The following is a 21716-nucleotide window of genomic DNA, read 5'->3' as shown; positions in this document are numbered from 1 at the left end:
CTATCACTCAATTGGAATGGTTACTGTCTCGGCCAGAACTGGCGCAACCACGAAATACCCCTCTACACGTCCATTACCCTGTACCACCTGAATGTTCGATCGGGGATTTTGAGGCGGAGGGCTAAAAAGCCCTCCATCGTTAAAAAGAAGATTTACCAAGTCATTCAAGTAGTCATAGGCGGGTTGGTTTAACCTAAAAAGTTCCAGCTTTACCTTGTCACCAGCTTGAAAAGTAAATCCTCCCAACTCGAACCCATTGTCCAAAATGGAGGTTCCAAACGTGTCATCAAACAACAGGTAGTCTTGCCTTCCAGTTAATAGCGTATCGTTACGAGTAACTCTCACCCGGTAGTAATTATCGGTATCGAAGGGAATTTTACCATAAACGGTCAGGTAATATCCTTCTTCTGAAAAGAGCCGCTCCTCCCTAAATTGATAAACAATGCTATCCAATACAGGAGGTTCCAATAAGGCGCCCTCTGAACGATAAACCTGATCACCGAGCAACACTTCCAGTTGGTAGCGATCCCCCCTCCTTCCCGAAAAATACCTGGTAGGGAGGTACCGCTGAAAGTCCTCGGAGAAGCCAAAGGGAATTTCCTCTCCTGTAGAAAGGTTTGTGATGCGCACATCGGCCTCCGCTTCCAGTGCATTGGAAGCAGTATCGTAATAGTCCCTTCCGTAGCTAATCTTGACCCGATTGAGTGCAGGATTGTCGGTCCAGTATGCTTCTATCACCGGTATACGTTCCTGATTCCGAAGATCTAGATACACCTCTTCCTGACAGGAAATAAGCGTTAGCATACCAAAAAGGAATAAGAAATATTTCATGTTAAAATTCAAAATTATAGGTTATCGATGGGAGGATTCCAAAAAGGTAGGTCATTACCACCCCTGGTCGTACGGAAGAAATTTCTTCCCCCGATGAAGGAGTGACCCGAAAATCGTTGTTGTATATCTCGGTAAACTGATATGAGAAAGGGTTTTTTCGATTGTACACATTGTAAATGCTAAAGTTCCAGCTACCCTTCCACCACCGACCTTTATCTTTGTTTTTAAGGTTCACAGAGAGATCCATCCGGTGATAATCGGGAAAGCGATCTTCGTTTCTGCGGGGACTGTAAAGTGGTACTCGCTGATTATCCACCACATAAGATCCAACAGGAAAGGTAACTGCTACACCACTACTGTATACAAACGTCCCGGATAGTTCCACCCGGTTACTCAGTCGGTGGTTCAGCACCAAACTTACATCATGCGGACGGTCAAATCGGGGATTAAAAGGACGATCCTCGTTAATGCCATTTATCTGCCGAAAAACACGAGACCAAGTGTACGCCAGCCATCCGGTAGTTTTGCCTAGATTTTTTCTAAGCAGAAACTCTACCCCATAGGCCCATCCCCTTCCAGTTAGAATTTCCGTCTCTAAATTATCACTGAATAAGATACTCGCTCCCTGCCTCAGATCAATTACCTGGTCGAAATCCTTGTAATAGCCCTCCACAGAAAGTTCAAATCGGTTGTTATCCAAATTCTTAAAGACTCCGAGCGAAACTTGATCACTTCTCACCGGCTTAATATAGGTACCTGCTGGTGTCCACCTGTCAATGGGCAATCCGGCTGAATTATTCGTAGCGATTTGTACGTACTGAAAGTTACGATTGTAGGCACCTTTAACCGAAAGGGATTCTCCAAAAAGGTACCTTAATGCGAGCCGAGGTTCCCATCCCTGATAGGTGTTCATTCGTTGCCCAAACTGATAGCTTAGGGTATCTGTAATGGCTCCACTAGCAGGATCTTCGCCCTCATACAGGTAATCTGTGCCCGGCCCTATTTGCTGATAATGGCTCCACCGAAGTCCCGCCTCCATGAAAAACTGTTTTGAAACCGCTTGAGCCCAGTTTAGAAACAGGTTATTCTGAAAACCGGTTTTGGGATTGGTTCTTAGGGGCTCTATCACACTTTCCGGTCGGGGAACAAGCCTGACAGGCGAAAAGTGATACACCTGACTGTGCATCCCTACGTGGATATCGGCACCCTCCATTGGCACGTAATGAAGCTCTCCCCTCAAGCCTGACTCTGAAAGACTATTTGTCCAATCGAATCCAATATCCGGATCGGTGAAATCGATTAGGTACTTGTAATAACTATGATACCCCTTGACATCGAGAAAAAGGTTGTCCTTCAGCGAGCGAGTCCAGTTCAGCGACGACACCCAATTCGTCCAGCCTAACCCAAACTGCCCCCCCGCTCCCAGAAAATCGGCGCCATAATAAGTTGCCAAGGTAATCTTATCCCGATCCTTGATACGCCACATGAACTTGCCACTCGTATCGTAAAAATACAACTGATTGTTTCGCACGTTTTCGTTCGGCGAAAAATTCAAAAAAAGATCCGCATACGTTCGTCGACCTGAAAGGATAAACGAAGAATTGCCAGAGGAAAGAGGCCCTTCTATGGTGAGGCGGGAGCTAATGCTTCCTATTCCTCCTTCTCCCCGGAGCTGCTGTGAATTGCCTTCCTTTAACGAAACATCAATCAAGGATGATAGCCTTCCTCCAAAACGGGCAGGTATGTGCCCCTTACTGAGCGACACATCTTCTAATGCATCCGGGTTGAATACCGAAAAAAACCCAAAAAAATGCGATGGATTGTAAATAGGGGCGCCATCCAGTTGAACCAAGTTTTGGTCGGCGGAACCTCCTCGTACAAACAACCCAGTGGTACCCTCGCCTGCAGTATTTACTCCCGGCAAAAACTGCAAACTACGCAGCAAATCTACCTCACCGAATAGTGCTGGAATACGCTTTATCACCGAACCGGGCAGTTTTGTCTGCCCCATCTGAACTCCCACTACATTGTTGTTTTCCCGGATATCGCGAACCACCACTTCCTCTAGCGACATCTCCTCAGCACTCAAGAATACTTTCAGCTCTTTGCCGAGATCACTTTGTGAGATTGACCGTTTAATCGGCTCATACCCTATAAAGGATACCACGAGCTCAGAGGGTAACGAGACCAAAGGCAAATCAAACGCTCCATCCGGATCACTGACTACCCCTTGGCTTAAGGACTGACTCCAATACACATTAGCCCCGGGAAGTGGCTCGTTGGTTGATTTATCCAAGACCACCCCACTCAACACCTCTGCACTTTGCGCATGGGACGCACCATAAATGGCTAGTTGAAAAAAAATCCCCAAAAGGATTGCATAAATTACCTTCATTAATCAGTAGCTAAATTCTGTCCATCAAAGCGGGCAAAAAAGGCCTGCTTCCACAAATACTTGTTGGCTTAATTGGAATAACCGAAATGTTAACGACAGAATTCAAAGGAAGTTCAGCCAACAGGTTATTTTTAATGTGTCAGACCGGATTGATTGCATCATCGGGTCTATCCCTGTAATTTTGAATTTGGAATAATTAACACGCGCAACTTTCGTTTTACATATAAATATGTAATTTCAGGGCATGATTTGGGCATATCCTAGTACTGGACTTTCTATCTTACTAATCGGTTTATTCTCGCTGCTATACGGGATCTACCTCTATCGGTTCTGGCGCATCAATCAGCGCTTGCAAGTAAAAAAGCGCAGTTTAGTCTGGAAATGCGTGCTTAGAACCCTTTATTTTGCGTTGTTTTTGATTGCATTGGCGGGACCTTCGATAGGAAGCTCGTTGAAAGAAATCAAGCAAGAAGGAAAAGACATCTTTTTAGCCATAGACCTCTCCCAGTCCATGAATGCCCAAGACATCAATCCCAGCCGGCTTCAGAGGGTAAAGTTTGAGATGAAAAATTTGGTTAAAAACTTTAGTTCAGATCGGATAGGTATTATCATATTTTCGTCAGAGGCCTTTATCCAATGCCCTCTAACCTTTGATCAAAACGTTATTCAGCTCCATTTGGACGGTCTAAACACGAACTTGGTGCCTAATTATGGAACGGATGTCGCATCACCTTTAAACATGGCTTACCAAAAATTCCAAAATGAAAATGATCAGGAAAACACCTCCAAGGCCATCATCCTGATCAGCGACGGGGAGGATTTTGGCGAAAACCTGCCTCCCGTGTTGGAAAAACTGGCTGAGCAGGGTATTCGGGTATTCAGCCTGGGTGTGGGCACCGAAGAAGGCGCTACCATTCCAAGAGGAAACAGTGTGGTGATGGATCCCCAAGTGAACCGCCCGGCCATTACGCGGCTGGACGCTACCAATCTAAAGACTATCGCTACCCGTACCGACGGTGCTTACTTCGAAATCAGTGACGTATCAGTAGACATCCCACAACTCATCAATGCCGTGGAACGACTGGAAGGTACGGTGATGGCAAGCCGGATGGTAGAAGCCTCCGCCAACAAGTACTTCTATTTTCTCGCGGCTGCACTGGTTTTGGCCTTGATAGATTTGATGCTCCCACTGCGAACCATTTCGATCTGACCCAACTGTTGACCCCATGAACTTAGTGATACCAATTCTGCTGGCTATACTACTACTAATCCCCGCATCCTGGAATAAAATCAGGGAACGTAATCATGCGCTGGACGAGGCCGAGGCAGCTTATATGTCAACAGACTTCGAAGAATCTGTTCGTCGGCATTTGGCGTTGATCAGCGACCAGCAAATCACAGATCCGCAGGTAAAATTTAACCTTGCACTGAGCTATCAGAACAATGGGCAGGAAGAAGAAGCGCTAAAAACCTACTCCGAGATCTCCGGATCTCAACAGTTACAGATTGCTTCCTTGGGTGCAAACCAAGCAGGCGTACTGGAGGGGCGAGAGAGTAACTACAAGGAAGCCCTTGCCTACTTCAAAACAGCTCTTCTGAAAAACCCCGATAACGAAGTCGCTCGTTACAACTTTGAGCTGCTGAGCCGGTGGCTGGAAGAAAACGAGGAGGAAGAAAAAGAGCAGCAAGACCAGGAAGAAGAAGAAAAATTAGAGCCTTCCAATTACGCCAAACGAATGAAGGCACAAGCAGATGCCTTTTTGGATCAGTTTCGATTTAAGGAGGCCTTGGAAACAATGCAAAAAGCCTTGGAGATTGACGAAACAGTCAGGTATTACGAGGGCTATATGAACAACCTAAACGATATCAATGAAATCGATAATCAGTAAACTACTAGTTGGGACGGTGATACTCGTAGGTGGATTTACCCTGCAGGGGAGTGCCCAAACAGAAGCAGATTACTTTAATCGGGCTGCGAAGCAATACGTAAACGAGGATTTGCCCGGCACGGGACAGATTCTGGCGGAAGGTCTTCAGAAATACCCCAATGACCGGAAATTGAACGCGCTGCTGGAAAAACTTCAAAAGGATCAAGAAGATCAGCAGAAAAAAGACCAACAGCAAAACCAAGAGCAAGAGGATCAGGAAAATCAGGAAAATCAAGAACAGGAAAGCCAGGAAAAAAAAGATGGAGAGGGTGAAGAGCAAACCTCAGAGGATGGTGCCGAAGATTCTGACGAAATGGAGGAACAGCAGGGTGAAAAATCAACCCAAGAGGAACCCACCGAAGATCCCAGTAGCATGGAAAGTGATCTGAGTGAACGGGAAAAACAACTGGAAGAACTCCGACAGCGCTTGGAGCAAATGAACATTTCCCCCGAGCAGGCAGCACAGATTCTGGACGCAATGAACAGTAACGAGCTGCAATATATTCAGCAAAATCGCCGAAAGCCTACACAGCGACCGCAACGGGGATTACCCGACTGGTAAACCAAATCCCATTTACATGAAATCGAGCATGACCTACTGTCACACGCTGGGATGCCCCGATAGCTATCCGGGCAAACATGCGACCTGCCTGCCGTTAGGCAGGGATTCCATGTGACCGCTGAATAACAATTATAAACACATGGAAGAAGTATATATCGCATCGCTCGCAAGGACTGCACTGGGAAGCTTTGGAGGAAGTCTTTCTTCGCTCAGTGCTGTTGAATTGGGTAACGTGGCGATTCGGGGCGCATTGGACAAAGCCACGCTATCTGTGGATAAGGTGGACGAAGTGCTCATGGGCAATGTGCTATCTGCTAATCTGGGCCAGGCACCTGCAAGGCAGGCAGCACTAGGAGCAGGGATAGGGCCTAGCGTCCCTTGCACGACTATCCATAAAGTATGCGCATCCGGTATGAAAGCCATCATGCTTGGCGCACAATCAATTATGGCCGGTATGAACGACGTAGTCATAGCCGGAGGGATGGAAAGCATGAGCAACGTCCCCTTTTACGTACCTAACGCACGGTTTGGATATAAATTTGGGAATGGCGAGTTGGTCGACGGCTTAGTTAAAGATGGGCTCTTGGAAGCGTACCATGCATTTCCGATGGGCAACTGCGCAGACCATACCGCAACTGAGATGAAAATCTCCCGAGACGAGCAAGACGATTATGCGATCCTATCCTATCAGCGGGCTTCCAAGGCATGGAACGAAGGCCACTTTCGTAGCGAAGTAGTACCGACTGAAATTGCCAACCCAAAGGGATCAACCACGCTAATCACAGCGGATGAAGCGTATCGCAATATAAGGCTAGATAAAATTCGCTCGCTCCGGCCCGTCTTCAATAAGGATAATGGCACAGTCACTGCGGCAAACGCCTCCACCCTAAGCGATGGCGCAGCAGCATTGGTCCTGATAAGTGCAAAAAAAATATCGGAATGGGGCATTACCCCAATTGCAAAAATTCGGGGGTTTGCCGACGCCGCGCAAGACCCGTTATGGTTTACGACTGCTCCCGCGCTAGCCATTCCAAAAGCATTAAAAAACGCTGGCCTATCCGCCGAGGAAGTAGATTATTACGAGATCAATGAGGCCTTTGCCGCGGTAGCCATTGCCAATCAACGGTTGTTGAATATTCCATTGGATCGGCTAAATATTTTTGGGGGAGCAATTGCCTTAGGTCACCCCCTTGGATGTTCCGGTGCCCGCATCGTATGCACACTTGCCAATATATTGCAACACAAAAAGGCCTTTATCGGCGTTGCAGGCATTTGCAATGGCGGCGGAGGTGCCTCTGCGCTGGTAATTGAGCGTTTTGAATCCTAACCTAGTGCCATGCGCCCAATGAATTATCCTTGGTTTATCAAATTACTCGGCGGTAGAAATAATCTCTGTGCACTTGCCTTTTTTTTCATAGCGGCAATGCTACTACCAACTTCGACCGTAATTGGACAAGACCAAGCCTTTACCTACTACGATGAAGCGGAAACCCTCGTAAAAGAGGCCTATTTTTTAGAAAACGGCCTTCCTCACGGGCAGTATTTATTTTATGATGAACAAGGGGAACTGATCCAAAAAGGATGGCTCGAAAGCGGAAAGAAACAGGGGGCTTTTGTACATTTTTTCCCTGGCACGACCGACACCCTCCGGTTGGTGACTTATGAGCGCAACCTACGGACAGGGGAAGCCCTATCCTTTTATAAAAGCGGTGCTTTGGCGCAGCAGGCCTCCTTCACAGCAGACCAACTGACTGGCCTAAGCACTAGCTATTATGAAGACGGTACTGTAAAAAATAAGGCCTTTTTTCGGGAAAATTTACCCCACGGAGGGTTCGAATCATTCCATCCTAATGGGAATGTGGCGGAAAGATCCCATTACCTGGCAGGAAAACTCCATGGAACGCAATTGATATTTAACGAAAACGGAACCCTCACGGAAAGGAATTCATATAGCTTTGGGTTGCAAACAGGCCCCCAGATCACCTATTATTCAAACGGAAAACGGTCATCGGAAATCCACTTCCGCAAAGGAGTCAAGGATGGCATATCTCAAAGCTACTATCCGGACGGAAGAATTGAAAAAACCGGCACGTATAAAAAAGGGCTCCCAGAAGGTACATTTTTAACCTATTGGGAAGACGGCAGCTTGGAAGAAGAAGCCCATTTCAAAAGCGGCCGTCCCCGCGGTCAGGTCATTGCTTACCATGCAAATGGACAGGTTTCTCGAATTCTCCACCATTCCAATAAAGGGGTCCTACAGCTCTCCGAGTCATTTGATGAATCAGGTAACATAATCCAAGAAGCGCCCTACCTAGACGGGTCACTCCATGGCGAAACGGTGAATTACTACCCAAATGGGCAGATTGAAGAGCGAATACCTTATAACAACGGAGAGCTACATGGAAAATATGTACGCTTTTCGGCGGATGGCGAGTTACAAATAGAAAGAAACTACCTAAGAGGGCGTAAAACGAAGGAAAAAATCCACAATTAATTCCAAAACCTTGACAATATAACGTAGTGTAGTATCTATTTTTGTCAAACTTATTTGAAAAACTATGAGTAAAGGCATCAGAGAAACCAACTTTAACTTTTCCGGACAAGTTGGCTTTTACAGAGGGAAGGTCAGGGATGTATATATTTTCCCCGATAAACTGGCGGTAGTAGCGTCTGATCGGATTTCAGCCTTTGACGTAGTACTGCCCAAGCCTATCCCTTATAAGGGGCAGGTGCTTAACCAAATTGCCTATCATTTTTTAGATGCAACCAAAAAAGTGGTTCCCAATTGGGTATTGAGTTCTCCCGACCCGAACGTCACAATTGGGCATCGCTGTGAGCCCTTCAAGGTGGAAATGGTAATTCGGGGTTATCTGGCAGGACACGCATGGCGCACCTATCGGTCAGGCAAAAGGGAACTGTGCGGCGTGACCCTGCCCGAGGGATTGAATGAAAACGATCCCCTCCCTTTCCCCATCATTACGCCAACGACCAAAGCGGACGAAGGACATGACGAGGACATCTCCAAAGCGGATATCTTGGCAAAAGGCATCGTTTCGCCGGGGGACTACGAACAACTTGAAGTGTATACCCAGGCCCTTTTTGCCGAAGGCAGTAAAATGGCAAACGAAAAGGGATTGATATTGGTAGATACCAAATACGAGTTTGGAAAACGAGGAGGTCAGATTCTGCTGATCGACGAAATCCACACACCAGACTCTTCCAGGTATTTTTATGCAGAAGGGTATCAGGAGCGCCAAAAGCGCGGAGAAGCACAAAAACAGCTCTCCAAAGAATTCGTCAGACAATGGCTGATCTCCAATGGTTTTCAAGGATTAGACGGGCAGAAAATACCCGAAATGTCAGATGAAATCATCACTGATATTTCCGACCGCTATATCGAGCTTTACGAAAACATTACCGGGAAAAAGTTTGTTAAACAGAATCTGGAAGATGTGGAGGATCGGATTAAAAATTCCATTATCTCAAATATCTAATTTTTTGTACCTTTGAAAAACAACCGACGGCAAATTACCGACGGCAAATGATAGACGAATGAAATATACGGTAGATAAAAAAGAGCAATACGTCATATTCACCCTATTGGAGGATAAACTGGATACAGCCATTTCTCCGCAACTAAAATCCGAGCTGCTTACAGTAAACGCCGAGGGTTATAAAAACTTGGTATTGGATATGAGCCAGGTAAAATATACCGACTCCAGTGGCCTCAGTGCACTTTTGGTGGGAAACCGAACATTTGGTGAAGAAGGGGGTATCTTTGTGATCGCCGCGCCTCAGGAGCATGTGCTGAAACTTATCAAAATATCCATGCTTGATAAAGTATTAAAGGTCGTGGATAGTACCGAAGCAGCCGCAGAGGCGATCTTTATTCACGAAATTGACAATGGTGAAGACGAAGAAGTAGACTAACCGATCGACATTGGAATTTCAGGTTACTATTTTAGGGTCAAACTCAGCTGCACCGGCCCACGGACGCAACCAAACCTCTCAAATAGTAACCTATGGCAAAAGGCAGTTTATGGTCGATTGTGGGGAAGGCACACAGCATCAGCTAAAGCGGCATAGGGTAAAATCCTCTAAAATTGACCATATCTTTATTTCACACCTCCACGGCGATCATTATTTAGGCCTGATGGGGCTGTTGTCCACTTTTCATCTTAATGGGAGGACAGCGCCGTTGCAGATTTATGGTCCCAAGGGGCTGGACGAGATTCTCACGATTCATCTTAAGCATTCTCATACGCTGCTTAAGTTCCCGCTCCACTTTACACAGACCTCCACCGAAGGCAAAAACCTCTTACTGGTGGCGGGAAATATCCGCGTTTTTAGCTTTCCGTTAAAACATCGGATTCCTTGCACCGGATTTTTGTTTGAAGAAATCTCTAGACAACAAAAATTGATCAAGGAAAAGATCGTCGGTTCAGGTATGTCTGTGGAAGAAATCCAATGCTTGTTGCAGGGTGGAGATGTGATGCATACAGATGGCACATTGAAATACCGTGCCCGCGATTACACCCATCAGCCTGTCCCCCCCCGGAAATACGCCTTCTGTTCCGATACCGTATTTGACCCCACGCTAGTCCCTTACATTCAGGGAGTTGATTTGCTTTACCATGAATCAACCTTCATGGCATCAGATAAGGAGCGTGCCAAACTCACCCTTCACAGTACCACGGAGGAAGCGGCAACGATCGCAAACTATGCGGCGGCGAAGGAATTGTTATTGGGGCACTATTCGGTTCGTTACATCGATCTGTATCCGTTGCTTTGGGAAGCCAAGGCCATCTTTGACGCCACGCAACTAAGTGAAGAAGGCAAAACTTACGTGATAAAATGAGCAATACTCAAAATAAGGTTTACCAAACCAAAAAGACCAACCTCTTTATCATCCTCTCGGGAATTTTCCTGACAAACGCCATACTGGCCGAAATCATTGGTGTTAAAATCTTTTCGGGAGAGTTGACATTGGGAATTGCTCCCGTCGGTTGGCGCTTCTTCGACGAATACGTGTTGGACTTCAATCTCACGGCTGGAGCGGTCATTTGGCCGATCGTTTTCATCACTACCGATATTATAAATGAATATTTTGGAAAAAAGGGTGTTCGGAAAATAAGCTTTATTACGGCAGGCTTTATACTTTACGTTTTTCTGATTATCGTACTCGTGACGAAGCTACCACCTGCCCCCTTTTGGTTGGAAGTAAATGCTGCGGACAACGATGGCAATCCCTTCAATATCGATTATGCCTTTAACACGATATTCCGGCAGGGTCTGGGTATCATCATCGGATCATTGGTGGCATTTCTACTCGGACAATTACTTGATGTGTATGTCTTTCAAAAACTGCGAAAAATAACCGGATCAAAGAAAATCTGGCTCCGTGCCACCGGCTCCACATTGGTCTCCCAGTTCATCGATTCCTTTGTTGTATTGGGCATTGCTTTTTACGTATTTGGCAACTGGTCGTTGGCACAGATCATCGCGGTAGGAATAATCAACTACATCTATAAATTTTCGGTGGCTATCGCCCTTACTCCCCTACTCTATGTAGGTCATGGACTGATCGATCGATATCTCGGAGAGGATGCCGCTCAACAGATGACCGAGGAAGCTGCGGAAGACACCTCATTCATGTAGCCCCTTTTCCGCACCCAATCGTTCTGCCAGCGCACTGCCCACGATTAATTGCTGGGTATGATATATCATTAACGGCAACAGCACCACTCCAAAAACCACCGGGTCAGGAAATAGAATTTTCCCCATTACCGCCCCTTGCACAAGCGATTTTTTCGATCCGCAAAAGAGTACCGTTACCCGGTCAGCATAGGAAAATGAGAAAAGGCTGGAAAGTCCGTACATTAACCCCATCATCACCAAAAACAAAGCCAACATCAGTACACACAATAGAAGTAGTGCGGTTAAAGATTGTCCCTCAAACATTCTTTCGGCAAATGAATTGGCAAACGCACTGAAGATGATCAGCAAAATGATGGTTTGATCGAAATTTTTAAGCCACTTCTGCTGTGAAGCCACAAAGGCCCCCAAGTACTTGTGCAAGGAAAAACCCACGGCCACTGGGATTAGAATCTGAATGACCAACTTGGAAATGGTACCAGACAATTCATACTCACCATGGGCACTACTCATAAAGAGGCTCATCCAAATTGGTGTGATAAAAATACCCAAGATGCTGGAAGCACTGGCGTTGAAAATTGCGGCGGGTAAATTCCCCTTGGCTATAGATACCATGACGACAGAAGAAGACACGGTGGATGGAAGTGCGGCCAAGTAAAATGCCCCCAGCCATAGGGGAGATAGCCCGCTTCCCCACATTGCCAAAAGAACAAGGATAATCGCAGGAAAGAAAAGAAAGGTAGAGGTTTGGACCAAGAGGTGCAATTTCCAATTGGAGAGGCCGGACTTCAGCGAATCGGGACTTATCTTAACGCCATAGAAAAAAAAGATGATCGCCACGCCATAATAGGTGATCGTGTCCAACGGGATCCATGAATCCTTCCTTCCTGCTTCCGGAAAAATATAGGCAAGCACAATGCTTAGCACCAACAAAAAGAAAAACGTGTTTATTCCTGCCTTTGCCAAGGTCCTTTTGATGGATTTCATGCTTGGATCAATCGAATGAGGTAAATACTTCAATTCCCGAACCTACGGAAATTATCGCAAATGACGGCGGTAGCAATGGCCACATTGAGAGATTCAGCGCTTCCAAAGGATGGGATGGTGATGCGGTGTTGGATATGCTCGGCTATTTCCGAAGAAATCCCGTGGGATTCATTGCCCATTACCAAGATCCCCTCCATGGTTAACTTTAGGGTATGAATATTTGTACCGTCCAGAAATGCTCCATAGCAGGGTATAGCTGTTTCCGACAAGAAGTCTGCCAAATCCACATAGGAAAAGTCTACTCTGGTAAAAGACCCCATGCTGGCATGCAGCACTTTGGGATTGTAAAAATCGGCGCTGCGGGCGGAGAGGACCAATTTTCGGATCCCGTACCAATCTGCAATGCGTAGGATCGTACCCAGGTTTCCTGGATCCCGCACCTCATCCAATGCCAAGACAAACTCTCCCCGCTGAGGTACAATGGTAGCTGGCACTTTCATACGTGCTACAGCGAGGGCGGAATTATTGGTCTGAAACGAGCCCAAGCTTTCAAGAATCCTTTCATCCACCTCGTAGCATTCCGCCGACAAGTTCGAAATCAAGGGGACGTTTTCATCCCCGAAGCTCCTTGTATACAAAAGATGGGTTACTTCAAAATCTGACACCAATAGCTCCGTTACATTCTTGGAACCTTCGACAAAAAAAGACCCTGCCTGCTTGCGGAATTTCTTTTGGTGCAAGGATTTAATAAACTTAAGCGTATTTTTGCTTAGCATTAGTCGGGCATGTTGTAGTGAACAGATCCAAATATATACATTTTCTATTGTTCATCGTGTACCTTGGTGGTTGCTCCGTGACGAAAGGACTGAAAGAGAATCAGTATGTGGTTTTCGACGCAGAAGTAAATGGTGTGGAAAAAAGTGATGCTGACGCCCTTCGGAACCTAATAAGCCAAAAGCCCAACACCCGCATTCCGATCCTGAATTTTTCTCCCGGGGTATTTCTTTATCGATTCGGGGAACTAACCTACGATCGAACCAAACTGGCAAACAGAAAAACCGCATGGCAACAAAAAGCAGCGCTATTGGAAACCCAACTGGAAGCAGATGCTTCCAACCGTAAACTGAACAGAAGGTATGCAAAAGTATCTTCCAACATAGCCGCATTGGACAAAAAACTGGAATATGGCAATTGGTTTATGCGAACCGGCAACCCGGTCATTCTCTACGATAGCATAAAGAGCCAGGAATCCCAACAACAGATGCAGGCCTACTTGATAAATAATGGCTTCTTCGATGCACAAGTAGAAACCCGCGTGGAAACGAAAAAGAAGAAAGCATTAGTAAACTACGATATCGAGGAGAACGATCCGTACCTTATCGACAGCCTGTATACCACTACTGTAGACGAAGCCATCGAACAACTGCTGGGCAGCAATAGCCGGCATTCCCATGTCCAACTATCCTCCAGGTATAATCAGAACAACCTTTCGCGGGAGAGGCAACGCATAGAGGATATCCTGAAAGATAACGGGTACTATACCTTTTCCAAATCCTATATCGAATACAACGTCTACAAGGACACGATTGATAAAACAGTGGCCATCGAGCAAGTGATTCGGGTCCCTTCAAACAGTGGTTTTCACGCCGTATACACGATTGATTCGATACGCTTTTTCATTGCCAGTCCTTCAGAAACAATCCAGGACGAAAAACAATCCGGGACATTTGACGGGCTTTTTTTTCAAATGTATCAGGATCGGTATGCCGAAAAAATTATCCGCTCCAGGATATTCCTCCAAAATGGAGACCGGTACAATCGCACAGATGTGATCGAAACCCAACGGCAACTGGCAAATCTGGATGTGTTTCGCTTTGTAAATATTTCCTTTGATACGCTGGCAAACTCGCTCACTACCAACATTTACACCATGCCAAACCAGAAATACCAGGTAACCAACCAACTGGGGGCCAGTGTAACAGAACAGCTGCCGGGACCTTTCTTTAGCCATTCCCTTCGAAACCGTAATTTATTCAGAGGGCTTGAAATTTTCGAATTTAACTTCCGGGCGGGCCTCGAAGGGGTAGCCTCAGCCACTACTGAAGGGGGCGTTTATCGAAGCCGGGAACTCAGTGCTTCTGGTTCCGTGATCTTTCCACAATTCTTAATTCCATTCAATTTTGGCACCTTGGAAAAATTCGGGCGGTATAATCCCCGAACCAGGGCCTTGCTAGGGTATTCTTATGTAAATAGGCCCGAGTATGTGCGTGAGGCACTCAACACGATTCTGGCTTACACCTGGGCAACCAGGAATCTGCGTCAGCAATTCTCGGTCAACTTACTGGATGCCAACCTCATCCGGTCTACACTCAACCCCTTCTTTCAAGAAAGGCTTGAAGAACTACAAAACCAAGGAAATAACCTAATCAATTCGTTCCTACCCTCCTACGTCAGCAGCATATCCGGGCAGGTCATCATTAACTTCAACCAGTATGGCCTGAATCAGCGGCGGGCAGCATCCCTTTGGAGGTTGTTTTTTGAAAGCGGGGGCACCAGTATCAATCTACTTGGATCCTCGCTGACCCAAGACCGCAGTCTTCAGTATTTCCAGTTTTTGAAATTTCAATCCGATTTCAGACGCTACCTTCCACTCAGCAATCGAAGTACGATGGCCTACCGTGTCAATGTCGGCCTGGCCAAACCATACGGTATCAGCGAAGGCGTTTTGCCCTACGAGAAATATTTCTTTGCGGGTGGAAGTACGAGCATTCGGGCTTGGCAACCCAGACGACTGGGGCCAGGTTCATTTACACCAGAGATCCGGGAAGACGGAACCTTCGATTACCGCTTTGAGCAACCCGGCGAGATTCTCTTTGAAACCATGTTAGAATTTAGACGAAAGCTGTTTGGTTATTTTGATGGTGCCTTTTTCATCGACGCCGGAAATACCTGGAACTTCCAGGAAGACCCCTCCCGAGAAGGGGCGGATTTCCGCGTGGATCGATTTTATAAAGAAATCGCCGTCGGAACCGGTCTGGGGCTACGCATGGACTTTGACTTCCTCGTGTTACGATTAGACATGGGGATCAAGGCCTATGACCCCGCCCGCGCGGAAGGTGAGCGTTTTATCCTGGACAATCTTTCATTCAGTCGGCCCCTGGGAGAACGGGGGCAGCATGTGTTTAATATTGGTATTGGATACCCGTTTTAATACACCCAAACAAGTTATGATGCTAGACAAAAATACAATCAGTGAAGATTTCAAAACCATTCAGGGCCATATCTGCAAAGAGCTGGAAATGGCGGATGGCAAAGGCTCCTTTCTACTGGATCCCTGGGACCGCGCCGAGGGCGGAGGAGGACTTACCCGAATAATGACCGGAGGCGAAATCATCGCCAAAGGTGGGGTAGCCTTTTCTGCGGTTCACGGCCCCACACCCGATAAGATCCTGAAAAAACTGAAGCTTGAAAAATCCGACTTTTTCGCCACGGGGGTATCCATCGTCATTCACCCCTTGAGCCCCATGGTACCGATCATCCACATGAATATCCGGTACTTTGAAATGAGTAATGGGGTCTACTGGTTTGGTGGTGGCATTGACCTTACGCCGCATTACGTGATTCCTGAGGATGCCGCTTTTTTTCACCAACAGCTGAAGGCGCTCTGTGATGGCTTTAACGCGGATTATTATCCTAAATTCAAAAATTGGGCGGATGATTACTTCTACCTGCCCCATCGGAAGGAAACCCGAGGCATAGGAGGCATCTTCTTTGACCGCCTAACGGAAACATCGGATCAATCGGCGGAAAAGATTTTTCAGTTTGTAAAGGAAGTGGGCTACCTATTTCCCAAGGTGTACGCTCATTTTATGAAAAAAAATGCTACGATACCTTACGGTGAGGCAGAGCGAGCCTGGCAGGCACTACGCAGGGGCCGTTACGTGGAGTTTAACTTGGTATGGGATGCCGGTACCAAATTTGGTCTTGATACAAATGGACGAACCGAAAGTATCCTTATGAGCATGCCACCTCAAGCAGCTTGGCAGTATAACCAACAACCCATAGAGGGTTCTGCGGAGAAATTCACACTGGATCATCTGAAAAAAGGAATCGACTGGATCAATTTTGGCCTATGATAGAAACCGTAATCTCTTGGGATGAATCCCTCTTTCTGTGGCTGAATGCGCAGCGAACGGATTGGCTGGATCCGGTGATGAATACGCTTACGGGCACGGCCATTTGGATTCCATTTTACCTGCTGCTGGTGTATCTCCTCATTCGACAATACCGGATGGAAGCGGTCTGGTATCTGGCTGGCATCGTTGGGTTGATTTTATTGGCTGACCAATTTACCTCGGGCTTTATGAAACCCTATTTTGAGCGGCTTAGACCCTGCCACGATCCCCGCTGGCAAGATGTCATTCACAATTATTCAGGCTGCGGTGGCCAGTATGGCTTTGCTTCGAGCCATGCATCCAACACCTTTGCATTGGCGACGTACTTTTGGTTGGTGTTTCGATCCAATCCCGCCAAATGGATGTTCATTTGGGCGGGAGTCATCTCCTACACCCGTATTTACCTAGGTGTTCATTATCCTGGCGATGTCCTAGTGGGTGCTATTGTGGGGTTGTTTTCCGGCTTTCTGCTTTACTATCTGGTGGGATTTGTCCGCAATCTCAGACGAGACGAAGCGGCTAGTCCCAACTGATACACCAGTTATGCCTGGTATCCCTTTAAGATGCGCTGAATGTATTTTCCCACCACGTCAAATTCCAGATTTACCCTGTCTCCCAGGGCAAGTCGATGAAAAACGGTATGTTCGTACGTGTATGGGATAATCGCGACCGAAAATCCTCCCGCTTTGGTATTAAAACAGGTAAGACTGGTTCCGTTGACGCAAATGGAGCCTTTTTCTACCGTTATATTGCCCATGGAAGGATCGTAGACAAAATCAAATTCCCAGCTGCCGCCCTTATCCACCATTTGGGTTACGGTGCCTACCTGATCCACATGCCCTTGAACAATGTGTCCATCAAACCTGCCATCTGCTGGCATACATCGCTCAATATTTACCTGATCTCCAACGCGCCAGTCTCCCAAATTCGTCTTTTGCAGCGTTTCCTGCACTGCCGTAACCCGATAGGACTTGGGGGATACCGCTACCACAGTCAAACACACGCCATTATGGCTGACTGACTGGTCTACAGTCAGTTCCGACTGAATCGGACAAGTGAGATCAAAATGAACATTGGTGCCATCCTGGCTGATTTGGCTGATTTGAGCCATCGTTTCTATAATTCCTGTAAACATGTTTGAATAAGCGAATTGCGCACAACTTGGTTTAGATTTGTAAATTTAATTCCCCTGAAACCTAAAATTAGCCTTAACTTAGTAAAATATAAAGGTTATTTGATCAGATATTCCTGGACATATGCTGAAACTGGAAGACTCATACATACACAAGGGAAAACGTAGAGTCCTCATAGAAACACTAAGGAAAAAAGGCATTGCCGATGAGCGGGTGTTAACCGCTATGGATGCCCTTCCCAGGCACTTTTTCTTTGACAGCGCACTGGTAAACCATGCCTACGAAGACAAGGCGTTCCCCATTGGGGAAGGGCAGACGATTTCCCAACCCTACACGGTAGCCTTTCAGACTTCTCTACTGAATATAAACATAGGTGACAAAGTGCTGGAAATAGGCACCGGATCTGGGTACCAGGCAGGAATATTGCACCTCATGGGTGCTCGGGTATATTCGATTGAATACAACGCCAAACTCTACGAGCACACCAAAAAGTTTTTGCCAAAACTGGGCATTCGGATCAAACACTTTCATGGCGACGGCAGCCTGGGACTGGGGGTTCACGCTCCATTTGACAAGATTCTCGTAACAGCAGGTGCCCCCGTGGTACCGAGCTCCCTACTCCATCAACTGAATATAGACGGCATATTGGTGATTCCGGTAGGTGACCGAGAAAATCAGCAAATGCTCCGATTAACGAAAAAAACTGAAAAAAACATCCTCCAGGAATCTTTTGACAGCTTTTCCTTTGTTCCCTTATTGGGAGACAAAGGATGGAAAGTTCCCTAATATCCGTTAACAAATGACCGAACGTAAGTACGTGCAAGACTCCCGGGCCACCATGACAGAAATGGTCCTCCCGAATGACACCAATACCCTAAGCAATCTCATGGGGGGAAAACTGATGCATTGGATGGATATTGTGGCTGCCATCTGTGCACAGCGCCATTGTAACAACATTGTGGTGACCGCTTCCGTGGATAACATCTCGTTCAAAAACCCCATTGCACTAGGAAATGTAGTCACGCTGAACGCCCAAGTGACACGGGCCTTTAACACATCCATGGAGATTTTTTTGGAGGTGTATGCGGAAGACATTCCAGCCAACAGTAAATTGCTGACGCACCGGGCATTTTTTACTTTTGTGGCGGTAGATAAATCTGGACGACCTGTAAGGGTTCCGGAACTGATCCCTCAGGGTAAAGTAGAAAATGAACTGTACGAAGGAGCCCTTCGAAGAAGGCAGCTGCGTTTGGTACTGGCTAAGCGGATGGATCCGCAGGATGCCACGGAACTGAAGTCCCTTTTTGACCTTGAAAAAACAGATAATGAGTAGCCAAATGACCAAACCAACGAACCAAGGAGCCATGACACTACAGGAACGGGCACTCTTTTTGCCCGAGGGTCTGTTTGTCATCGCTGGAGAGCAGGAAAAACTGCTATTTGCGGAACGCGTGAAAAGAAGCCTACCCCTATCCACCAGCGAACAACCCCAAGTAAATGAACCGGTGGAAGAATACGAGGAGGAGGCGTATCATTTAAGTTATGAAGGGGGCTTTAAAAAGAAAATACTTGTGTTGTTTATGGGGGCCGAACTAGAGGCACCGCTAAAAGTTTTCCTGTTGAAAATCCTTGGAGCCGTAGAATGCACTGCCCAAGATATTGCGCTCACCTCAGAAATTGCCCTCAAGGAAGCCGGTAGCGCCGGAATTCAATCCTTGGATCCGGAAAAGATCATCGCTTTTGGAAAGATTGACCTGCCCATTCCTCTGTCCAAAAAAAATCTCTACGAAATCATCAGTGAGGACGATAAGGAACTGCTGTTTGCAGATTCGTTGGAAGAATTAATTCAAGATACAGACCTAAAAAGAAAGCTTTGGAACAGTCTGCAAAGCCTATTTAACATCAAGCAGAAAAAATGAAAAAGGAAGAAAAATTAAAAGTGCTGTCTCAATTTAGGATGGTAAGCATCACCGAAGGCATCTCGATGGTCGTACTGGTCTTTTTGGCGATGCCTTTGAAATACATCTTTGAATTGCCCTTGATGGTAACGTATGTAGGTTGGATTCACGGAGTCTTGTTTGTTGTATATATGTTGGTGCTATTTCCCACCAGCCGCAAACTACGCTGGCCCTTCCGCACCGCCTTGATGGGGCTCATAGCCGCCATTTTACCATTTGGCCCATTTCTGTTTGATAGAAAGCTGAAAAAGCAAGAACACCTAATTGCTTCAGCCCCCTAACCGAATACGGCAATGGCAGTCATCAGCAAAAAAAAGATTGTATATCCCATCAGTGAGGGACTGCGGAGTTACCTTATCAGATACGGCAGGGAGGTAGATATACCCATTCATTACAAGGAACTATTGCGGTATAGCGGATCTATCGCTCTATATGATTCCAAGGGAAATGACACCTTGTGGGAGACTGTTTTTTATGACGAGGCAGACCGGAGTGAGATACACTATAAGGTAAAGCAAATCTATGCATTGCTAAAGGCAGATGGAGACATATCTGTGATGCAGCACCTCTATGTCGATCGCATTGATCTGTGCATCTACGGAAACACCCAGCCGTTCCGAGTGAGGATCGTCAACCGTATAAATGACAACTTTGATTATTTTTACATCAAAAATGCCGACGCTTCCCGGGTTTACGGTTTGGAATTGGAACACCTGCTATCTCCCAACCGGATCAGCTACTTGGTGTACCGCGATTCGCTGATCGAAGAACACATCGCGGGTATTCCCGGTGAGCAGTTTATGAAGCATTTTATGCCGGATGACCTCTTGAATCCAATCAGACTGTCAAAGGAATTTGTAAAGTTTAACGAACGCTGTTTCGTCCGGCTACTGGGCGATATGCATTCCTCCAACTTTGTCATTGATGTCACACCGGACTTTGAGGAAATCCACTACCGGATTCGGGCCATCGACTTTGACCAGCAATCCTATGAGGGCAAAAAATCCATTTACCTTCCCCAATATTTTAAGCAGAATAATAAGTTGATCCAGTTGGGTATTGAACACATCACGCCCGAATCCATGGTGCAATACCAGCGGGAAGAAAGGGCACTAATTGCCACCAGATTAAAATCCTCTCCCAAGGAGATAGAAGGCATTCTTAGCAGTATGGAATCCGACACGATCTCCACCGAAGAAAATACCGAATCCCTGAAAAACGAACTTGCCAAACACTATAAGAACATGAAATTCTACCGGTGTCGCAACATGGGACAGATCCTGCGTACCAGCCTAAACCTCGTCTTACAGCGTTAAAATACCCGTGCCATTTTGGCACCATTTGTGATGCAAATATGTTATACCATTAATTCGGGCAGGAATCCGATAGGAACTGATATCTTGGTTATATAGGATAGACTGTTTCCTTTTTTAGTAAACAAAAAACATTTTAATCGATCAACATTATGGGTGTTTCAGAAAAAAGAGTGTTTAAAAAACTAGGTTATAACAAAGACGAATCGGAGAAAATTGTTTCTTCCCTAAATAAGTTGCTGGCCAATTACCATGTTCATTATCAAAAGCTACGCAACTTTCACTGGAACGTAACGGGTGGTGATTTCTTCGAACTGCACAACCAATTTGAAGAGTTGTATAACGAGGCTTTTGCCAACATTGACTTGATTGCAGAGCGTATTCGGGTGTTCGGCATGAAGCCTTACAGCCTGATGAAGGACTACCTAACCCATGCCGATATCAAAGAGGTGAGTACCGATCTGAAATCGAGGGAGATGGTAGAAGAGGTATTGAGGGACTTCCAAGTGCTGGTAGACAATATGAACGAATGTGCCGAAAAAGTAAGCGACTTGGGTGACACCGCCACCGAGGATATGCTTATTTCCTTTATCAAGAGCTTGGAAATGCACCATTGGATGCTCACCTCCTTTCTCAAATAAAGATGTTGCCTAGATTTGAAAAAAACCCGGTCCGTAAAAAAAGATCGGGTTTTTTATGCTGCTTACATTAAGATAATCAATCCCGTTGCTTTGTCCATCTTGCCAATCAGCATGACTTAATTTACAATACCAACCGAT

23 protein-coding genes are annotated in these 21716 nt (G+C 46.2%); 18 read left to right on the top strand and 5 right to left on the bottom strand.

Features of this window, described 5'->3' with window-relative positions; translation table 11 throughout:
* Positions 1-3: 3 nt before the first annotated feature.
* Complete coding sequence (locus IAQ59_RS10790) at positions 4-831, bottom strand: DUF4249 family protein (protein WP_209330812.1); 828 nt, start codon at positions 829-831, stop codon at positions 4-6.
* A gap of 1 nt (position 832) precedes the next feature.
* Positions 833-3226 (bottom strand): TonB-dependent receptor, encoded by a 2394-nt coding sequence (locus tag IAQ59_RS10785; protein WP_209330811.1) that lies wholly within the window; start codon positions 3224-3226, stop codon positions 833-835.
* A gap of 244 nt (positions 3227-3470) precedes the next feature.
* Here IAQ59_RS10785 and IAQ59_RS10780 point away from each other — a divergent pair, with 244 nt between their 5' ends.
* The 9 genes from IAQ59_RS10780 (at position 3471) to IAQ59_RS10740 (ending at position 11374) form a co-directional block, all read left to right on the top strand.
* Complete coding sequence (locus IAQ59_RS10780) at positions 3471-4436, top strand: vWA domain-containing protein (RefSeq protein ID WP_209330810.1); 966 nt, start codon at positions 3471-3473, stop codon at positions 4434-4436.
* A gap of 16 nt (positions 4437-4452) precedes the next feature.
* Positions 4453-5115 carry a hypothetical protein gene (locus IAQ59_RS10775; RefSeq protein WP_209330809.1) on the top strand — a complete coding sequence of 221 codons (663 nt, stop codon included), beginning with the start codon at positions 4453-4455 and terminating at the stop codon, positions 5113-5115.
* On the top strand, positions 5096-5716 hold the full coding sequence (locus IAQ59_RS10770) for a hypothetical protein (RefSeq protein ID WP_209330808.1): 621 nt from the start codon (positions 5096-5098) through the stop codon (positions 5714-5716). The genes IAQ59_RS10775 and IAQ59_RS10770 overlap by 20 nt, the downstream gene beginning before the upstream one ends.
* A 139-nt stretch (positions 5717-5855) precedes the next feature.
* Positions 5856-7043, top strand: coding sequence for an acetyl-CoA C-acyltransferase (locus IAQ59_RS10765; protein WP_209330807.1), 1188 nt, complete (start codon positions 5856-5858; stop codon positions 7041-7043).
* 9 nt (positions 7044-7052) lie between these two features.
* Positions 7053-8210: a toxin-antitoxin system YwqK family antitoxin gene (locus tag IAQ59_RS10760; protein WP_209330806.1), complete on the top strand. Its 1158-nt coding sequence runs from the start codon at positions 7053-7055 to the stop codon at positions 8208-8210.
* Between the two features lie 64 nt (positions 8211-8274).
* A complete protein-coding gene (locus IAQ59_RS10755; RefSeq protein WP_209330805.1) occupies positions 8275-9210 on the top strand; it encodes a phosphoribosylaminoimidazolesuccinocarboxamide synthase in 936 nt (311 codons plus the stop codon).
* 58 nt (positions 9211-9268) lie between these two features.
* On the top strand, positions 9269-9646 hold the full coding sequence (locus IAQ59_RS10750; protein ID WP_209330804.1) for an STAS domain-containing protein: 378 nt from the start codon (positions 9269-9271) through the stop codon (positions 9644-9646).
* A 10-nt stretch (positions 9647-9656) separates the two neighbouring features.
* Positions 9657-10574, top strand: a complete 918-nt coding sequence (locus IAQ59_RS10745; RefSeq protein ID WP_209330803.1) for a ribonuclease Z — start codon at positions 9657-9659, stop codon at positions 10572-10574.
* On the top strand, positions 10571-11374 hold the full coding sequence (locus IAQ59_RS10740; protein WP_209330802.1) for a queuosine precursor transporter: 804 nt from the start codon (positions 10571-10573) through the stop codon (positions 11372-11374). Before IAQ59_RS10745 ends, IAQ59_RS10740 begins: the two co-directional genes overlap by 4 nt.
* Here IAQ59_RS10740 and IAQ59_RS10735 read toward each other — a convergent pair.
* Together IAQ59_RS10735 and IAQ59_RS10730 are read right to left on the bottom strand one after the other, a co-directional pair.
* Complete coding sequence (locus IAQ59_RS10735; RefSeq protein WP_209330801.1) at positions 11363-12358, bottom strand: bile acid:sodium symporter family protein; 996 nt, start codon at positions 12356-12358, stop codon at positions 11363-11365. The genes IAQ59_RS10740 and IAQ59_RS10735 overlap by 12 nt on opposite strands.
* 29 nt (positions 12359-12387) lie before the next feature.
* The gene (locus tag IAQ59_RS10730) at positions 12388-13134 is read right to left on the bottom strand and encodes a TrmH family RNA methyltransferase (protein ID WP_209330800.1); all 747 of its coding nucleotides are present in this window, start codon (positions 13132-13134) and stop codon (positions 12388-12390) included.
* A 77-nt stretch (positions 13135-13211) separates the two neighbouring features.
* Between IAQ59_RS10730 and tamL the strand changes: the two genes are divergently transcribed.
* From tamL to IAQ59_RS10715, 3 genes are read left to right on the top strand one after another with little or no spacing between them, the layout of a single operon-like run.
* On the top strand, positions 13212-15569 hold the full coding sequence (gene tamL / locus IAQ59_RS10725; RefSeq protein WP_342450696.1) for a translocation and assembly module lipoprotein TamL: 2358 nt from the start codon (positions 13212-13214) through the stop codon (positions 15567-15569).
* A 19-nt stretch (positions 15570-15588) separates the two neighbouring features.
* Positions 15589-16494, top strand: a complete 906-nt coding sequence (hemF, locus tag IAQ59_RS10720) for an oxygen-dependent coproporphyrinogen oxidase (protein WP_209330862.1) — start codon at positions 15589-15591, stop codon at positions 16492-16494.
* Entirely contained in the window at positions 16491-17066 is a 576-nt protein-coding gene (locus tag IAQ59_RS10715; RefSeq protein ID WP_209330798.1) for a phosphatase PAP2 family protein, read from the top strand. The genes hemF and IAQ59_RS10715 overlap by 4 nt, the downstream gene beginning before the upstream one ends.
* 8 nt (positions 17067-17074) lie before the next feature.
* Here IAQ59_RS10715 and IAQ59_RS10710 read toward each other — a convergent pair whose 3' ends face one another.
* The gene (locus tag IAQ59_RS10710; RefSeq protein ID WP_209330797.1) at positions 17075-17668 is read right to left on the bottom strand and encodes a riboflavin synthase; all 594 of its coding nucleotides are present in this window, start codon (positions 17666-17668) and stop codon (positions 17075-17077) included.
* Between the two features lie 121 nt (positions 17669-17789).
* On the opposite strand from IAQ59_RS10710, the gene IAQ59_RS10705 reads away from it, so the two are divergent.
* From IAQ59_RS10705 to IAQ59_RS10680, 6 genes are all read left to right on the top strand, one after another.
* Positions 17790-18452, top strand: a complete 663-nt coding sequence (locus IAQ59_RS10705) for a protein-L-isoaspartate(D-aspartate) O-methyltransferase (protein WP_209330796.1) — start codon at positions 17790-17792, stop codon at positions 18450-18452.
* Between the two features lie 13 nt (positions 18453-18465).
* Positions 18466-18999 (top strand): acyl-CoA thioesterase, encoded by a 534-nt coding sequence (locus IAQ59_RS10700; RefSeq protein ID WP_209330795.1) that lies wholly within the window; start codon positions 18466-18468, stop codon positions 18997-18999.
* A gap of 4 nt (positions 19000-19003) precedes the next feature.
* Positions 19004-19585: a hypothetical protein gene (locus IAQ59_RS10695; protein WP_209330794.1), complete on the top strand. Its 582-nt coding sequence runs from the start codon at positions 19004-19006 to the stop codon at positions 19583-19585.
* Positions 19582-19905, top strand: a complete 324-nt coding sequence (locus tag IAQ59_RS10690; RefSeq protein ID WP_209330793.1) for a DUF3817 domain-containing protein — start codon at positions 19582-19584, stop codon at positions 19903-19905. The genes IAQ59_RS10695 and IAQ59_RS10690 overlap by 4 nt, the downstream gene beginning before the upstream one ends.
* Positions 19906-19917: 12 nt before the next feature.
* Positions 19918-20940, top strand: a complete 1023-nt coding sequence (locus tag IAQ59_RS10685; protein ID WP_209330792.1) for a hypothetical protein — start codon at positions 19918-19920, stop codon at positions 20938-20940.
* 149 nt (positions 20941-21089) lie between these two features.
* Complete coding sequence (locus IAQ59_RS10680) at positions 21090-21578, top strand: Dps family protein (RefSeq protein ID WP_209330791.1); 489 nt, start codon at positions 21090-21092, stop codon at positions 21576-21578.
* Positions 21579-21716 lie beyond the last annotated feature (138 nt).

The sequence above is a fragment of the Lunatimonas salinarum genome (genome assembly GCF_017811155.1).
In the GTDB taxonomy this organism is placed as follows: domain Bacteria; phylum Bacteroidota; class Bacteroidia; order Cytophagales; family Cyclobacteriaceae; genus Lunatimonas; species Lunatimonas salinarum.
Note: the sequence above shows the minus strand (reverse complement) of the source record. Positions and strands in the feature narration are given on the sequence as shown.

What these genes read in the sequence shown, in the direction of transcription:
- IAQ59_RS10790 (WP_209330812.1), bottom strand. Translation starts at nt 831, where the DNA reads ATGAAATATTTCTTATTCCTTTTTGGTATGCTAACGCTTATTTCCTGT.
- IAQ59_RS10785 (WP_209330811.1), bottom strand. Translation starts at nt 3,226, where the DNA reads ATGAAGGTAATTTATGCAATCCTTTTGGGGATTTTTTTTCAACTAGCC.
- IAQ59_RS10780 (WP_209330810.1), top strand. Translation starts at nt 3,471, where the DNA reads ATGATTTGGGCATATCCTAGTACTGGACTTTCTATCTTACTAATCGGT.
- IAQ59_RS10775 (WP_209330809.1), top strand. Translation starts at nt 4,453, where the DNA reads ATGAACTTAGTGATACCAATTCTGCTGGCTATACTACTACTAATCCCC.
- IAQ59_RS10770 (WP_209330808.1), top strand. Translation starts at nt 5,096, where the DNA reads ATGAAATCGATAATCAGTAAACTACTAGTTGGGACGGTGATACTCGTA.
- IAQ59_RS10765 (WP_209330807.1), top strand. Translation starts at nt 5,856, where the DNA reads ATGGAAGAAGTATATATCGCATCGCTCGCAAGGACTGCACTGGGAAGC.
- IAQ59_RS10760 (WP_209330806.1), top strand. Translation starts at nt 7,053, where the DNA reads ATGCGCCCAATGAATTATCCTTGGTTTATCAAATTACTCGGCGGTAGA.
- IAQ59_RS10755 (WP_209330805.1), top strand. Translation starts at nt 8,275, where the DNA reads ATGAGTAAAGGCATCAGAGAAACCAACTTTAACTTTTCCGGACAAGTT.
- IAQ59_RS10750 (WP_209330804.1), top strand. Translation starts at nt 9,269, where the DNA reads ATGAAATATACGGTAGATAAAAAAGAGCAATACGTCATATTCACCCTA.
- IAQ59_RS10740 (WP_209330802.1), top strand. Translation starts at nt 10,571, where the DNA reads ATGAGCAATACTCAAAATAAGGTTTACCAAACCAAAAAGACCAACCTC.
- IAQ59_RS10735 (WP_209330801.1), bottom strand. Translation starts at nt 12,358, where the DNA reads ATGAAATCCATCAAAAGGACCTTGGCAAAGGCAGGAATAAACACGTTT.
- IAQ59_RS10730 (WP_209330800.1), bottom strand. Translation starts at nt 13,134, where the DNA reads ATGCTAAGCAAAAATACGCTTAAGTTTATTAAATCCTTGCACCAAAAG.
- hemF (WP_209330862.1), top strand. Translation starts at nt 15,589, where the DNA reads ATGCTAGACAAAAATACAATCAGTGAAGATTTCAAAACCATTCAGGGC.
- IAQ59_RS10715 (WP_209330798.1), top strand. Translation starts at nt 16,491, where the DNA reads ATGATAGAAACCGTAATCTCTTGGGATGAATCCCTCTTTCTGTGGCTG.
- IAQ59_RS10710 (WP_209330797.1), bottom strand. Translation starts at nt 17,668, where the DNA reads ATGTTTACAGGAATTATAGAAACGATGGCTCAAATCAGCCAAATCAGC.
- IAQ59_RS10705 (WP_209330796.1), top strand. Translation starts at nt 17,790, where the DNA reads ATGCTGAAACTGGAAGACTCATACATACACAAGGGAAAACGTAGAGTC.
- IAQ59_RS10700 (WP_209330795.1), top strand. Translation starts at nt 18,466, where the DNA reads ATGACCGAACGTAAGTACGTGCAAGACTCCCGGGCCACCATGACAGAA.
- IAQ59_RS10695 (WP_209330794.1), top strand. Translation starts at nt 19,004, where the DNA reads ATGACCAAACCAACGAACCAAGGAGCCATGACACTACAGGAACGGGCA.
- IAQ59_RS10690 (WP_209330793.1), top strand. Translation starts at nt 19,582, where the DNA reads ATGAAAAAGGAAGAAAAATTAAAAGTGCTGTCTCAATTTAGGATGGTA.
- IAQ59_RS10685 (WP_209330792.1), top strand. Translation starts at nt 19,918, where the DNA reads ATGGCAGTCATCAGCAAAAAAAAGATTGTATATCCCATCAGTGAGGGA.
- IAQ59_RS10680 (WP_209330791.1), top strand. Translation starts at nt 21,090, where the DNA reads ATGGGTGTTTCAGAAAAAAGAGTGTTTAAAAAACTAGGTTATAACAAA.